Origin of the sequence: Capnocytophaga sp. oral taxon 878, from assembly GCF_002999135.1 — a bacterium.
Classification (GTDB): domain Bacteria; phylum Bacteroidota; class Bacteroidia; order Flavobacteriales; family Flavobacteriaceae; genus Capnocytophaga.
In genome coordinates, this window is record NZ_CP027229.1 from 2,068,403 (window position 1) to 2,083,817 (window position 15,415).

Annotated in this window: 13 protein-coding genes; 6 read left to right on the forward strand and 7 right to left on the reverse strand. The window is 38.1% G+C overall.

The genetic code is table 11. The features are described from left to right. Positions 1-4 precede the first annotated feature (4 nt). From C4H12_RS09265 to C4H12_RS09290, 6 genes are all read left to right on the forward strand, one after another. The gene (locus tag C4H12_RS09265; RefSeq protein WP_106098663.1) at positions 5-829 is read left to right on the forward strand and encodes a thymidylate synthase; all 825 of its coding nucleotides are present in this window, start codon (positions 5-7) and stop codon (positions 827-829) included. 105 nt (positions 830-934) lie between these two features. After that, positions 935-2,077, forward strand: a complete 1,143-nt coding sequence (locus tag C4H12_RS09270) for an alpha/beta hydrolase-fold protein (RefSeq protein WP_106098664.1) — start codon at positions 935-937, stop codon at positions 2,075-2,077. Positions 2,078-2,094: 17 nt separating this feature from the next. Continuing rightward, a complete protein-coding gene (rfbC, locus tag C4H12_RS09275; RefSeq protein WP_106098665.1) occupies positions 2,095-2,643 on the forward strand; it encodes a dTDP-4-dehydrorhamnose 3,5-epimerase in 549 nt (182 codons plus the stop codon). A gap of 2 nt (positions 2,644-2,645) precedes the next feature. After that, a complete protein-coding gene (locus C4H12_RS09280) occupies positions 2,646-3,674 on the forward strand; it encodes a low specificity L-threonine aldolase (RefSeq protein WP_106098666.1) in 1,029 nt (342 codons plus the stop codon). Positions 3,675-3,694: 20 nt separating this feature from the next. Next, positions 3,695-4,954 carry a putative DNA modification/repair radical SAM protein gene (locus tag C4H12_RS09285; protein ID WP_106098667.1) on the forward strand — a complete coding sequence of 420 codons (1,260 nt, stop codon included), beginning with the start codon at positions 3,695-3,697 and terminating at the stop codon, positions 4,952-4,954. Positions 4,955-4,957: 3 nt separating this feature from the next. Further along, positions 4,958-5,701, forward strand: a complete 744-nt coding sequence (locus C4H12_RS09290; protein ID WP_106098668.1) for a TIGR03915 family putative DNA repair protein — start codon at positions 4,958-4,960, stop codon at positions 5,699-5,701. On the opposite strand, the gene dusB is transcribed toward C4H12_RS09290, so the two are convergent. The 7 genes from dusB to C4H12_RS09325 form a co-directional block, all read right to left on the reverse strand. Further along, positions 5,698-6,678, reverse strand: coding sequence for a tRNA dihydrouridine synthase DusB (dusB, locus tag C4H12_RS09295; protein WP_106098669.1), 981 nt, complete (start codon positions 6,676-6,678; stop codon positions 5,698-5,700). The genes C4H12_RS09290 and dusB overlap by 4 nt on opposite strands. A 19-nt stretch (positions 6,679-6,697) precedes the next feature. Further along, a complete protein-coding gene (locus C4H12_RS09300) occupies positions 6,698-7,396 on the reverse strand; it encodes a transporter (protein ID WP_371514499.1) in 699 nt (232 codons plus the stop codon). Continuing rightward, on the reverse strand, positions 7,377-8,582 hold the full coding sequence (gene hflX, locus C4H12_RS09305) for a GTPase HflX (RefSeq protein ID WP_106098670.1): 1,206 nt from the start codon (positions 8,580-8,582) through the stop codon (positions 7,377-7,379). Before hflX ends, C4H12_RS09300 begins: the two co-directional genes overlap by 20 nt. A gap of 3 nt (positions 8,583-8,585) precedes the next feature. Beyond that, the gene (locus tag C4H12_RS09310; RefSeq protein ID WP_106098671.1) at positions 8,586-8,990 is read right to left on the reverse strand and encodes a DoxX family protein; all 405 of its coding nucleotides are present in this window, start codon (positions 8,988-8,990) and stop codon (positions 8,586-8,588) included. Between the two features lie 676 nt (positions 8,991-9,666). Next, positions 9,667-11,127, reverse strand: a complete 1,461-nt coding sequence (locus C4H12_RS09315; protein ID WP_106098672.1) for a RagB/SusD family nutrient uptake outer membrane protein — start codon at positions 11,125-11,127, stop codon at positions 9,667-9,669. 12 nt (positions 11,128-11,139) lie between these two features. Beyond that, positions 11,140-14,406 (reverse strand): SusC/RagA family TonB-linked outer membrane protein, encoded by a 3,267-nt coding sequence (locus C4H12_RS09320; RefSeq protein WP_106098673.1) that lies wholly within the window; start codon positions 14,404-14,406, stop codon positions 11,140-11,142. 277 nt (positions 14,407-14,683) lie between these two features. Beyond that, a complete protein-coding gene (locus C4H12_RS09325; RefSeq protein WP_129588230.1) occupies positions 14,684-15,415 on the reverse strand; it encodes a hypothetical protein in 732 nt (243 codons plus the stop codon).

The following is a 15,415-nucleotide window of genomic DNA, read 5'->3' on the forward strand; positions in this document are numbered from 1 at the left end:
CATAATGCAAGCATATCACGATTTATTACGGCATATACTTGAGAAAGGGTATGCTAAAGATGACCGTACAGGTACGGGTACTACGAGTGTATTTGGTTACCAAATGCGTTTTGACCTGAATGAGGGTTTCCCATTGGTAACTACTAAGAAAATACATTTGAAATCGGTAATTTATGAGTTATTGTGGTTTTTAAAAGGCGATACTAATATTAAATATCTTACTGATAATGGGGTGCGCATTTGGAATGAATGGGCAGACGCTAATGGGGACTTAGGCCCTGTATACGGTGCGCAATGGCGGAACTGGAATGGTGAGGCTATTGACCAAATAAAGGAGGTAGTAAAAACGCTGAAAAAGAACCCTGAGAGTAGGCGTATAATAGTTTCGGCTTGGAATCCTTCGGTATTGCCTGATACTGGAAAATCATTTGCTGAGAATGTAGCTAATGGTAAGGCTGCGTTACCGCCTTGTCATGCTTTATTTCAGTTTTATGTAGCTGATGGACGGCTATCATGCCAGTTATACCAACGCAGTGCAGATGTGTTTTTGGGAGTGCCTTTTAACATAGCCTCATACGCACTGCTTACAATGATGCTTGCGCAGGTATGTGAGTTACAATTAGGAGATTTTGTGCATACCTTTGGTGATGTACACATTTATAACAATCATAGAGAGCAGGTTGCACTACAGCTAAGTAGGACGCCTCGTGCATTACCAAAGATGCATCTTAATCCTGCTAAAAAAGATCTCTTTAGCTTTGACTATGAGGATTTCAGGTTAGAGGGATACGACCCTTATCCGGCTATTAAAGCAGTAGTATCGGTATAAAGGGCATACGTTAAAGTTTAGTTAAATAGTGAAATAGCTTTGGCTGTGTAGTGGATTTTTATTTTATTTGTGGCATTCTAACAAATAAAATTATAGCATATCACAATGAAAAAGATTTGTACATTTATTATTGCTTTATTGGTGTTTCAAGGTGTTTTTGCCCAATTCAGTACGGAGACATTTAGCTCGGGGAAGATGGGCAGGAAGCAGAAGATAGGTATTTACAAGCCAGAAAAATACTCGGACAAACAGAGTTATCCGCTATTGGTAGTACTAAATGCAGAAACTTTAATGGACCCACTGATATCGATGTTGCGCTATTATGAGCAATTTGATGAAGTGCCTAAGTGTATAGTAGTAGGGGTGTATGACATTCCGTTAGAAGATGTAGCTATTATTGATGAGGTAGCACGGCCTATTAATGAGTCGGCACGTTTTTTTGAGTTTATTACGACTGAATTAGTGCCTTATATGCAAGGGAAGTTCCCTATTGGTATGAAAGGGATCATAGGCTCGGAACAAGCAGGATTTTTGCTAAATTACTATATGCTAACAGACAAGCCTGTGTTCAATATGTATGTGAGTTTGAACCCTATTACTGTACCACGTACAGGTGAACAGTTTGCCGAAGTATTGGCATTGGGAACTCCTAACCGCACCTTCTACTATATGGCTACTAGTGATATAGAGAATAAGCTGAATTACGATACTACAGTCCGTTTTGAGGGCTTTTTGCGTTCTACCGCTTCACACGAGTCGATAGAATATCATTTTGCAGATTTGAAGGGTAGAAATGTGAATGCAGCTAAATTAGAAGCACTTTCACAAGCTTTAGACTTGTGTTTTGATGTGTATAAACCTATAGGAGGGAAGGAGTTTAAGACCAAAATGGAAACCCTTAGCAATGGGGTTTTTGAGTATTTGGAGAATAAATACAATACTATTGATAGTTATTTTGGTATTAAGAAAAAACCTTTACTAAATGATATTTTAGCAGATTATACTGCTATTAACCATACCGCAGACTGGGAGTCATTAAAGAAGCTTTCTAAATATGTAGAGGAAAATGGCTATGCTAAAACAGCTATGCCTAATTTCTTTTTGGCTGAATACTATGAAAAGACTTTAGATCATAAAAAAGCACTGAAAACATACCAAAAAGCATATACTGAACCTAATATTGATTTCATTACAGGAGACCTTATAACAGAGCGTATCAACCGGTTGAAGTCGGGAGGGAAGAAGTAAAAAAAACAGAAAAATTAATGAATGTTATTAAAACAAAAATTGAAGGTTTAGTAATCATTGAGCCTAAAGTATTCTTTGATGGACGGGGTTATTTTTTTGAATCATTTTCACAACAAAGATTTAATGAGTTGGTAGCTCCGGTTACCTTTGTACAAGATAACGAGTCAAAATCATCATACGGAGTGTTACGTGGATTACACTTTCAAAAACCACCTTTTGCCCAATCAAAATTGGTAAGAGTAGTAAAGGGAATGGTACTAGATGTAGCTGTAGACTTACGCCGTAATTCGCCTACCTTTGGACAGTATGAAGCTGTATTACTTACAGAAGAAAACAAGCGACAGTTTTTTGTACCTAGAGGTTTTGCACACGGCTTTGCTGTACTAAGTGAAGAAGCTATATTTCAGTATAAATGCGATAATTATTACGCACCACAAAGCGAAGGTAGTGTACTATGGAATGACCCTGCTATTGGTATTGATTGGCAACTGCCTGCTGAATCTGTCTTACTATCAGATAAAGATAAAAAATCCCCCTTGCTAAGTGAATTAGAAGCAATTTTCTGATTATGAAACTTTCTTTTAAAAATGACTATTCAGAAGGGGCTCACCCTGCTATCTTAGAGGCTTTATTACAAACAAACCTTACCCAACAAGCAGGATATGTACTTGATGAATATAGTAGTAAAGCAAAAACACTTATTAGAGAGCGTATAGCAGCTCCTGAAGCACAAGTGTATTTTGTGAGTGGTGGTACGCAAGCAAACCTCTTGGTATTGGGTTATGTATTACGCCCTTATGAAAGTATTATTGCCTGTGAATCAGCTCATATCACTGATAGTGAGACTGGAGCTATTGAAGGAACAGGACATAAAATACATATTGCTCCGTCAGTAAATGGAAAAATAACTGTTGAGTCCATTCGCGATTATGCTACTCGTTATACCAATTACCCTCACCAAGTAAAACCTCGTGTGGTATATATTACTAATGCAACAGAGGTAGGATCTATCTATACTTTATCAGAACTAAAAGCTTTATACCAATGTTGCCAAGATTTAGACTTGTTACTATATATGGATGGAGCGCGTTTGGCACATGCTATGAATGCTGAACAAAATGATATTACTTGGGAAGATCTTGCCCGCTACACTGATGCTTTTTATATAGGAGGAACTAAAAATGGAGCTTTGATAGGTGAAGCAATAGTATTTGGAAATCCATTCATTGGTAATGGTTTTTCATATTATATAAAACAAAAAGGAGCTTTATTAGCTAAAGGAAGATTATTAGGTTTGCAGTTTTTAACTCTTTTCCAAAATGACCTTTACAACCAATTAGGCAGACATGCTAATAAACAGATGAAATGTATCAAAGAGGCCTTTGACGCTAAGGGTGTTAGCTTTCTTTCAGAAACTTGTACGAATCAGTTATTTCCAATATTAAAGAATGAGGAGGTAGCGAAGCTTGCCGAAGACTTTGATTTTTATGAGTGGAAGAAAGTAGATGAACTACATACTGCTATTAGACTTATTACCTCATGGGCTACCCCTACTGAGAATGTAGAAGCCCTTATTAAAGCTTTAAATAGGCTATAATCTGTTCAATACTACCCTATATGAATTTTGAGCGTATTAAAGAAAAATTAGCTATACTTGCTGATGCTGCCAAATATGATGTATCATGTTCGAGTAGTGGTAGTAACCGAAAAGGAGTAAAAGGTGAGTTAGGTAATGCTGCAAACTTTGGTATTTGCCACTCATTCACTGATGATGGCAGGTGTATTTCATTGCTAAAAATCCTGCTTACAAATCATTGTATTTATGATTGTGTATATTGTGTATCACGCCGAAGTAATGATATTCCACGTGCAGCTTTCTCTGTAGAAGAGGTGGTAGATTTGACCATTAACTTCTATAAAAGAAATTATATAGAGGGACTTTTTTTAAGCTCAGGCGTTTTTAAAGATGCTAATACCACTATGGGACGCTTAGTAAGAGTGGCTAAAAAACTACGTTTAGAAGAGCGCTTTAATGGCTACATACACCTGAAAACAATTCCTGGCGCAAGTGAAGACTTAATATATGAAGCTGGTTTATATGCCGATAGGCTATCTATAAATCTTGAAATCCCTACCAAAGAGGGACTTAAACTCCTCGCCCCTGAAAAAGACCACCAACAGATGGTTGCTCCTATGCAGTATGTGAAAAATGAATTAGCTATTACAGCTCTTGAGAAGAAAAAATTTAAACATACTCCTAAGTTTGCTCCTGCTGGGCAAACAACACAGATGATTATTGGAGCAACCAATGAAACTGATCAGAAAATTATTGATGTAGCAAACTATATGTACAGTAAGCTACAACTAAAACGTGTATACTACTCAGGTTATGTCCCAGTACTATCTGATAGTAGACTGCCCTCTATACACAGCCAAGTACCAGTAGTACGTGAAAACCGCCTTTATCAAGCTGACTGGCTGATGCGCTACTATGGTTTTGATTCTAATGAAATACTTGACCAACAACAGCCTTTCCTTGATCTTGAAATAGACCCTAAGCTAGCATGGGCTCTTCGCCACCAACACCTTTTCCCTATAGATGTGAATACTGCCCCTCGTGAATTATTATTGCGCATACCAGGAGTTGGCGTAAGATCGGTACAGAAAATACTTGCAGCACGCTCTTTCCAAAAACTCACTTATTATTCACTAAAACAGATGGGAGTAAGTCTCAATCGCGCAAAATACTTCATTACTTGCCAAGGAGCTACACCATTAGCAGGCACCATGGATAGCCTTAAACTACGCAGCTTACTCATAAGCAATAGTAAAAGCAAGCATAAAGAGCTTTTTACTGGCCAATTATCACTCTTCTAAACATTGATACATTTAGTATATGATAGCAGTTATGAGGGCTTCCTCACAGCGGTATTTACAGTGTTTGAATACCGCTATGAGCAAGTGAATATAGTTGCTGAAAAACTTTTTGCTCCTACACTTTTTGGTGAGGAGCATTTTGTATATACCGATATTGCTAAAGCCCAACGAGTACTTCGCAAGATAGAAAACCTTATGGGCTCTGAGGATTCCTCTATATTTTTAAAAGCTTTTATTTCTGAAGAAAAAGGTATTGAAACCCATTTATTAGAAGTCGTCCGATTATTCCTACAATTCCCACAAGAAAAAGTATTAGATAACTTCGGGAACCCTTCTGTACTTGCTATCCGCAATGCCGCTAAAAGCGTAGGAAGAGAAGCTCATCGTATGAAAGAATTTGTACGATTTGAGCGTGTAGGCGATCTATATTTCGCAAAGATAAGTCCATATTATGATGTACTTCCTCTAATAATACATCACTTCAAAACTCGCTTTTCCAATCAGCAATGGGTACTTTTCGACCCTGAACGCAATTACGGATTTGCTTATAACCTCCATAATGTAATCCCCTTTACCCCTGCTGATAAGAATTTTGGTAAACTATTAAATACTTCTGAAGAAAGTTATGAATCTCTCTGGAAAACCTACTTCAAGCATATCAATATCCCAGAACGTAAAAATAGTCGATACCAACAGCGAAATATGCCTAAACGATATTGGAAGTACCTCCCCGAAATGAAAAATTAGAATGTAATACTTGTGCTAATCTTTTGAAGTTCATTTACAATTTCTGCCGAACTATCAAAAGTTACCAACCTATGCCGGTATTCTTTAAAGTTAGGGATACCTTTGAAATAGTTAGCATAATGACGTCGCATCTCCAAAACTCCCTGCCGCTCTCCTTTCCATTCTACCGACCATAATAAATGATTCTGTGCTGCTTCAGCACGCTGAACAATAGTAGGAGGAGAGAGTAATTCACCAGTAGCAAAATAATGCTTTATCTCATTAAAAATCCAAGGATAACCAATAGCCGCACGCCCTATCATTATACCATCTATACCATAAGTATTACGGTACAATAAAGCTTTCTCCGGACTATCAATATCTCCATTGCCAAAAATAGGAATATGAATACGAGGATTGTTCTTCACCTTTGCAATATAACTCCAATCCGAATGTCCTTTATACATCTGGCTACGAGTACGAGCATGAATAGTTAAAGCACTGATACCTACATCTTGCAGTCGCTCTGCCACCTCTTCTATGTTAATACTCTGCTCATCCCAGCCCAATCGGGTCTTTACCGTTACTGGCAAATCAGTACTATTTACCACAGCTTTGGTAAGGCGCACCATTAAGTCAATATCTTTAAGTACACCAGCTCCTGCTCCTTTGCTTACTACCTTCTTCACAGGGCAGCCAAAGTTAATATCCACCAAATCAGGGTTTACTGTAGCCACTATTTTAGCCGAGAGTGCCATAGCTTCCTCATCTCCCCCAAATATTTGTATACCTACTGGCCGTTCGTAATCAAAAATATCTAATTTCTGTCGGCTCTTAATAGCATCACGTATAAGCCCTTCCGATGATATAAACTCACTATAAAGCATATCTGCCCCGTGCATTTTACAAAGCCTCCGAAACGGAGGGTCACTTACATCTTCCATCGGAGCAAGTAACAGCGGGAACTCCCCTAAATCTATATTTCCTATCTTAGCCAATTCCTAAAATTATTATTGGTTATTTAAATAAATATCCTACCCCTACCCCTATAAAGTAATTAGCCTCAGGCTGAAAAAGGGTACGCCCACCACTAAGGTCAAGCTGAAGATTAGGTTTAAGAAAATAAGCTATACCTACATCAATATTATGCAAAGGCGCATAATGAGGCTGATAGGTAGCATAATATTCTACAAAACCCCAAAACTTTGAGGTAGGTGTGTAGTTCAGTTCAGTAGTAAAGTTATATCCCTCAAACTGCTGTACACTACTCAAGCTATATGCCAGCGAAAACTCATCAGCCAAAACACTTTCAAAAGCCAAACAAGCATCAAAAGTATACGCCTTGCCTTCTCCTTTGCTGTACTGCCCATAACCTATCAATGACACCGAAGGCAAGTACCGTTCCGACTGCCACAAGCGTTGCTTTACACTAAAAACAGTACTGCTAAAGTCTGGCGTTTTAACATCAAAATTAGCCTCCAAGCGTATCTCTGTATTAGTGATAAGTCCATAACGCAACATCAGGTTGTCAAAGCCCTCTTCTTTACTAAAAACAAGCCCATTCTCTACCTGAAACTGCCCCTTAGGCAAAGTATAAACCCCTTCACTCTGGTCAGGCCTATCAGTATTAAGCGACTCATCACTTTGCGCCACCGCCAATGTGGTACTCAAAAAAGCCACAAAAGCCCATAATATTTTATTCTTCAATTTTCTGATATAAAAAGTTATTAAAAGGGAAACGCGTTATATGTATATCCTTCACTTTCTCATATACTACCTCCCGAAACTCTTCCAAATTATCTTTGTTTTTTGCCGAAATAAACAATACATCTCGTCCCACTTTCTGCATCCAAGTCTGTTTCCACTCTTCAAGCGTAAAGTGCTTCTTAGTACGTTCCGTAGTCAAGTCATCCTCAGCTATCTCTTCATTCGTATAAGCATCAATTTTATTGAAAACCATAATAGTCGGCTTATCAGCACTATGTATTTCAGCCAATATTTGGTTTACCGATTCTATATGCTCCTCAAAGTTAGCATGCGAAATATCCACCACATGCAATAGCAAATCCGCCTCACGTACCTCATCAAGCGTACTTTTAAACGATTCAATAAGTTGGGTAGGCAGTTTACGTATAAACCCTACAGTATCACTCAGCAGGAAAGGTAAGTTCTCAATCACCACCTTCCTCACTGTAGTATCAAGCGTTGCAAATAGCTTATTCTCAGCAAATACCTCGCTCTTGCTTATCACATTCATCAAGGTCGATTTGCCCACATTCGTATAACCTATCAATGCCACCCTCACCAAAGCGCCTCTATTACTCCGCTGTGTAGCCATCTGCTTATCAATAGCCGTGAGTTTCTTCTTCAGTAAGGCAATACGGTCTCGCACAATACGCCGGTCAGTCTCTATTTCCGTCTCACCAGGACCCCGCATCCCAATACCTCCTCGCTGCCTCTCAAGGTGCGTCCACAAACCCGTAAGGCGCGGCAACAAATACTCATACTGCGCCAACTCCACTTGCGTACGTGAATAACTCGTCTGGGCTCGCTGCGCAAAAATATCCAAAATAAGCCCCGTACGGTCTAATATCTTCGCTTTCAGTATCCGCTCAATATTCTTCTGCTGTGCAGGCGTAAGCTCATCATCAAAAATAACAGTACCTACCTCATTTTCCTCTACAAACTGCTGCACCTCTTCCATCTTTCCCGTTCCTATAAAAGTCTTTGGGTTAGGCACATCCAGCTTTTGGGTAAAGCGCTTCAGCACCTCACCTCCAGCAGTATAAGTCAAAAACTCCAGTTCATCAAGGTATTCCTTCGATTTTTCTTCCGTTTGTATCTGATTGATAATCCCTACAAGCACTACTTTCTCGTAGGTAAGATTGATTTGTTCAAGCATTTGTTAATCCCATTTATTGCGAGCAGAAAGAGCATATTTACCACCACCCGTGAAGAACAGAGCCAAAGCCCCTAAAAAGAAAAGAGCAGGTAATTCCGCTGTCCAACCTCCATGAGGGGTCAAAGCAGTAAGCTCTCCCCAATATGCTAAATAAAGCGTACTAAGCCCATTAAAAAACATTACTAAGGCCGCCAAACGAGTCCGAAAACCCAATACTATAAGCAAAGGCGCTATAATTTCACCTACAAACACCCCATAAGCTATAAAAGTAGGCAATCCCTTCGCCTCTAAGGTACTTTCAATATACGAAAAAGCCTCAGCATGCAATACTTTATTAATACCATGAGGAATCATCAGCAATCCTATAGTAAATCGCAGCACCAATAGTCCTAAATCCCTATTTTTCATTGTTCAAATTGTATTTTTTTAAGTTTGAGGGTGCAAAGATACTTACTAATTAGCAATTTACCAAATTTAAAAAAAAGGCAAAACCTCAAAACTCCCCTCTATACCACAACAAAAATACCCCTCCCTCCCACCCCACCCACCTCCTAAAATCCAACATCTGTCCCCTTCCCTCCCACCCCAATTCTTACCTTTTACCTCTTATCTCTTACCTTTTCCCCCTCATTGCCAATTCCTCAAAAAAAACATCCCCAACCTCACCTCCCCCTCAAAATCACAATCCCCTAATAATCAATCCTCTTCTCTACCATCATTACCCCAAGCACCATACAGCTATCCCTTAGGATAAACGAACCTATAACGAACTATAAACGAACTATAAACGAAGGAAAGCCATTTCAAATCTGATAATCAGCCTTTTAATATCAAAACTTTTATTTTGCATAATCCGCAACCAAATCCACCAATCCCCACATTATTCTCACACCTCTTCTCTTTTTTCTTCATTATTGCTAATTGCCTCCTACCTTCCCAGCCCCCTACTACCTTTCTCACCTCTTATCTCATACCTATTTCATTTTTCTCTATATCACTTAACTGTCAATAACCTTTCCACATAAAAAAACTGCCCTCGTCACCGAGGGCAGTTTCATCTTTATTAATATGTATTTAAAAACTTCTACAAGTTCAAGTTATTGATACTTTCATTCTGAGGAATAGAGAAAGTAAGTCTTGGATTGTCATAACTAAAACTTTCATTCTTTTTCTCAAGGTGATTAGTACCTCTTTCTATCGTTTTATGGTTGCGTTTCATAGCAAGGTAAGTTTTACCTTCACCCCATAACTCAATACGAGTGTTAAGGTAGATATCATCTTGCAACTGCGCATTAGTAAGGGCATCCACATAAGCTATATCCGTAGCAGCAGTTGCCTCAGGATAACGCAATTTCAAAAGCTTTTTATAGATAGTTTTAGCCTGTGTATCTTGTCCTAACTTAGCCAACGCTTCAGCAGCCAATAAGTAAAACTCATCTACACGCATATACACGTAATCAGTAGTAACTTTCCTTTGTCCCCCCGATACTCTATCAGGCGCAAAGAACTTATTAGCAGCAACTAATTCAGCATCATCTATAGTAGTAAATTGCTTTTTACGAATGTCATTAGCACGTATTTGAGCATAAAGTTTATCATCCATAGCTTTAGCATCTCCAGCCCAAGCATAACCATAAGTAAATACATCCATCATTCCCCACCATGTATCTAATGTCAAATTATTTTCAGTGATAATATCTATACCCCACATCCAGCTGCTGGTTTCAACATCATTAAAGCCACCTCCTTTTTTAGTAGCCGGGTCATACACCGTTTGCTCACGTGAGGTAAGTGGGTAGCCACTATTATTAATAATATCTTGTGCCAATTCAGCCACTTTTTGGTTATTGCCCATAGCAGCGTAGGTATAAGCAAGTAAGCCTTCAGCCACATATTTATCAATCATACCTTTCTTGCTACGTGTAAAACCATTAAGGTTAGCCACCGCAAATTCCAAATCACTTACTATCTGCGCATACACTTCCGATTGTTTCACTCTTGCCTTACCAGCAATATCAGCAGTAGTGTAAAGAGGGATAGAGTTAGTACTTGAATCTGGCTCATACTTAGTGGTGAATATCTGCATTAAGTAGAAATAAGCATAACCACGTAACGCACGAAACTGAGCCAAAGTATATTTCTCACTATTGTTTTTAGGAGTTGCCAATTGAGCTATTGATTTATTAGCCTCATATATCATTCTATAATAATACCTCCAAGGAACGTAGTTATAGTTATCATTAGGCCTTTGAGTAACAGTTAAGTTAGCAACGTTTTGATACTGTCCATAACTTGCTCCCAACAAAGCCATATCACTACAAAGCATATCAGTACAAATATCCACGTGCTTTTGCCCGAAGTCAGTTTGTGCCGAAGTACCTCCCGTACCCGATTGATAAGTCATTAGGTACAAACCATTAAGGCGTACATCAGCAGGAGCTGTTGATACCACTGCCGTAGGCTCTGTAGTAAGAAAATCATCTTTACAAGCAGTAAAATTAAAAGCTACTGCCGATAGTATACTAAATGTTAATATCTTTTTCATAGTGCATTCCGTTTAAAAAGTTGCTTTTACTCCTAAAGTAAAAGTAGATAAAGGTGAGTAAGTATAAGTACTTGAGTTACCCGACTCAGAGGTAGTAGGGTTGAACCCTTTACGAGCAGTATAAAGCCATAAGTTATCTCCTGCCAAGGTAAAAGTCAAGCCTTCAAAGCCTATAGTTTGGCATACTTTTTTATCTAAGTTATAAGCCAAAGTAACATTGTTCAGTGCCAAGTAATCATTCTTAGTCAAGAAACGTGATGATATACTATTGGCATCACTATCATTCCCATAGTTTGATGATAATCTTGGTATATCAGTAACATCTCCTGCTTGTTTCCAACGGTTTTCCATATCTTTATGCCAGCTATACCCTCCTACTTTATCACTATTCATCAAGTTAGCGTATGCCCCATCGTAAGAATAACCTCCTAAGCTATATAACAACTGTGCGCTAACTGAAAAACCTTTGTATCCCACATTCAAGTTAAATGCTCCACGTATGTCAGGTATAGCACTTTTACCTATATACTTTTGGGTAGCTTGGCTATAGTTTTCAGTTATACTTTCTTTAATATTAGCATTAGGATTTTTAGCTTGATATTCGTGTAATGAAGTTATAGCTACATCTCCACTGTCATACGTACCATTATTATTGTTATCAGCATAGTGCATAGTCCATTGGGCTGCTCCTGTTTGGCTATTTACACCACGATATTCACGTGTGTAAATATCATAAAGTGAATGACCTTTACTTCTACCAAAAATACTTGATATATCAATTATTTTTTCACCTTGTATTGATTTATCATAAGGCATTTTGGTAAGCTTATTACTAAGTACTTCACCATTTACCCCTAAATCCACACGCCAATCTTTAGTGTTTACCAAATGTGTTTGTAAGTTAAACTCAAAACCACTATTCACCAAGTTACCATCGTTTACTTTCCAAATACCATTACCAGTAGATGGAGCCAAACGGCTGTCAAAAATCAAATTATCAGTAGTTTTGTGATAATAATCTACTTGCAAATCTATAGCACGTGATTTTAAGAAGATAAATTCAGCTCCTACTTGGAATATTTTAGCTTTTTCCCAAGTAAGGTCAGGATATCCTATTCGGTTAAACATTGCTGAAGGCAAGCCCATAAAGTTACCCAAATCATACACATCATAACCTGAGTAATAAGACACGTTTCCTCCATCTGAGTCAACCGACTGGTCTCCCACAGTACCATAACTAGCTTTAAGCTTAAAGTAAGGTAACCATTCTTTTTCTTTCAAGAAGTCTTCTCTACTCACTACCCAGCCCAAACCTGCTGAAGCAAATGTACCCCATTTGTTATTCAAAAATCGTGAAGAACCATCACGGCGCAAAGAACCTGAGAACAAATATTTACCTTCATAATCATATAACAACTGACCAAAATAACTTTCCATACGGTAGTTATAGATGAAAGAAGTCATATTACCCAACTTAATAGCATTTTCAAGTTCTGTACCTTTTGGGTCTACCAAACCATTCTTATCACCTCTAAAAGTATAATAATCATAAGTAGTACTTTCGTGAGCTACAAACGCCTGTAAATTGTGTTTATCAAATTGTTTAGCATAACGCAACATTTGTAAGAAAGTATAGTTTAGCAATTCATATCTCCTTTTATCAAGAGAACCTTTTTGGCTTGCCGAACTTCCATAATAAGGGTTTGTATAGTTATTAAAAGCGTTATTATAATACTCACCTCCCAAACGAGTTTCAAAAGTAAGTCCCTTCACTATATCTGCACGTAAGAAAACATTACCAATTAAACTATTACGTGTTCTATTTTTTTTATCATAAGTTGCTTGCCCAATAGCATTGGTAAGGGCACCAAAACCACGTCCTCTACCAAAGTCATACTGGTAACCTCCATAATAAGGATCTTCTACTTTGTTGCCATTAGCATCACGTAAGAATAACGGATAGATAGAAGGAATATTATCACTAAACCAGAATAAACTATCAGAGTCAGAGCTTTGTCCATTGGCTTTAGTTTCTGTATGAGTATAGTTCAAGTTAAACTCACCTTTAAGCCAATTTTTGGGTTGGTAGCCCAAGTTAAGCCTACCTGTATAACGCTCAAAGCCAGTATTGATAGCATAGCCTTCATCTTTAAGGTAGCCAAAACCTGTATAGTAAGTAGTTTTACCACTACCACCACTCATACTTACATTGTACTCACTACGTACAGCTGTTTGGAAAGCGTAGTCACCCCAGTTTTCAGGGTCATACTTACGGGTAACCCCATCATTTATTCTACCAGTAGCAGGATTGATAAGGTTAGCGCCTGCTACATTCCACATATTGTATTTAGGAGCTATCCCTAAACTACCAAATAGATTTTTGCTAGCATAATCAGCAGCACTAGTATAACCATCACTAGCAAATTTAGTAGGATTGGCAGCTTGTGTTAGGGCACCACTTTGGCGCAAAGCATCCCAGCTAAGCTCTATATAACGTTCAGGACTTGTGATTACATCGTAACGAGGTAATAAACGCATATTAAACCCTACCTTTGATTCTATTTGAATGCGTGATACATCAGCACGTCCTTTTTTAGTAGTAATAAGAACAACCCCATTAGCACCACGTGAACCGTATACTGAGGTAGAAGTAGCGTCTTTAAGTACTACCATACTCTCAATATCATCAGGGTTAATTGATGATACAGCTCCTTCATAAGGCACCCCATCCACTACAAAAAGAGGATCACGGTTACCATTTACTGAACCAAACCCACGAATACGGATAGTAGCCCCACTACCTGGTTGCCCTGAAGAGTTAATGACACGTACCCCTGCTACTTCTCCCGCAATAGCCTTTGATACGTTTGATACACTTTTTCTTTTAAGCGCATCTTTATCTACAGTAGCAGCAGTACCCACGTATTGGTCTTTCTTCACTGTTATGTAGCCTACTACTTCTACTTCTTCAATTTGTTGAGCTTCTTCTTCTAAAGTTACATCTATAGTGCGTGAAGAGCCTACTTTTACGGTTTTAGTTTTCATCCCTAAAAATGAAAACTCTAGTGTTTTACCGGTAGCTACTTTAATATGGTAACGCCCATCCATATCAGTTTGCACTCCTTTGGACTGCTCACCTTTAACAACAACAGCTACTCCGAACAACTCCATCCCGTTGCCATCGCGTACTACACCCGTTATTTCTCGCTCTTGGGCTAACGCAAACCCATGCACTATTAACGCTAATAATAGAGCAAAAACTACTTTGTTCAGTCTCATCTTTCTACTTATTTTTTAATTTCGAAGGCAAAGGTATATACTTTTTATGTTTCAGCCAAATTTTGCAGTTATTTTTTTCGAAGCGTTTATGAAGATATTACTTGAAAATTCGCAATAAAAATACTTATTGCTTGAAGATTTTATGTTAAAAAATAGATTTATTGAGAATATGCTAATATTACAGCTTTTGCGTTGCGTATATCTTACTGAAAAAAATATTGAAAAATGTGATATTTATCACAAATGAGAGCCTAATAGTTAGGTAGTTAGCAGGGTTTTAATGGGTATATTGGCTATTTTTCCTTGAGTACTCCCACTGCAAAAAATCTTCCTTGCTATCGGTAATTTTATCAGTGCAGATACCTTTATCATCTGTGGTGATATTAATTTGCTGGGTATTGCGTTGCTCTTGTACTATATAATAACCACATTTTTTTTCGGCAGAAATAGTAAAAATGCTGCGTACTTCAGTTGTTTCACCTTTGCAGGGGATATTATTACCTGTGGTAATATTACCTTGATAGCTAAGAGCATTGGCAATAAAAATAGGTTTAAGTTTCTTTCCTTTAGGTTCTAACCATAATAACTGCTCACTTCCTATAGGCTGGGCACGATTTAGGTTAGAATAAAAAGTACGAAGTTCATAGGCAAAAGTTTTAGGTTTCACTTCGGGAGTGCGCTTACTTATTTCTATCCCTTGAATACGTTGTTTTTCATTGTTTTGCCAAAAATTGTCAGCTATATAGTAGTTTTCTATGCGTTGCTTTTGGGTGTTATAACGCACTATATAAGCATCATAGGCTGTAGTTTCTTTCTTTTCGAGTGGGAAAACAATAAGTTTGTGCAGTGTATCACCTATAAAGGTTTGCTCGGAGTACAAGTGCCAAACTACGCGGCGTTTGTCAATTTTAAATTTTGTTTCAATAGCCTTAAAGGGAGCGCTATTATGGTACTCTTGAGCCATAAGGCTTATGGGTAATAGGTACAATAGGAATATCAGTCTTTTCAT